Source organism: Psychroserpens mesophilus (genome assembly GCF_050617655.1).
Lineage (GTDB): Bacteria > Bacteroidota > Bacteroidia > Flavobacteriales > Flavobacteriaceae > Psychroserpens > Psychroserpens mesophilus_A.
In genome coordinates this window covers 1-230 of sequence record NZ_JBODQC010000570.1, presented here as the reverse complement: position 1 = coordinate 230, position 230 = coordinate 1, and the positions used below count along the sequence as shown (strand labels likewise).

At 64.8% G+C, this 230-nt stretch carries 1 protein-coding gene; it reads left to right on the top strand.

What is annotated here, in order from left to right; all coding sequences use genetic code 11:
- Positions 1-230 (top strand): hypothetical protein (locus tag ACRHNM_RS18465; protein WP_431138080.1); only part of this gene is annotated, 230 nt, incomplete at both ends.

Sequence of the window (230 nt, the reverse complement as noted above, 5' to 3'; positions counted from 1 at the left end):
GGCTGCTTGCCCGCTGCGCCCAGGCGCCCGAGACTTTTCTGGGCTATCCCATCCAACTGCCTGCCGTACCCGCCCAGGCGGGCAATGCGATGGGCGTTGCGGCCATCGCTTGCAGCGCCTGCTGGCTATGGCGACAGGCTCGCCTGGCTCTGACGGGACACATCGATTGGCGTCACGATGGCTTTGTGGCCTCGCATGCATTCACCTGCTTCGTGGCCTACATCTGGATC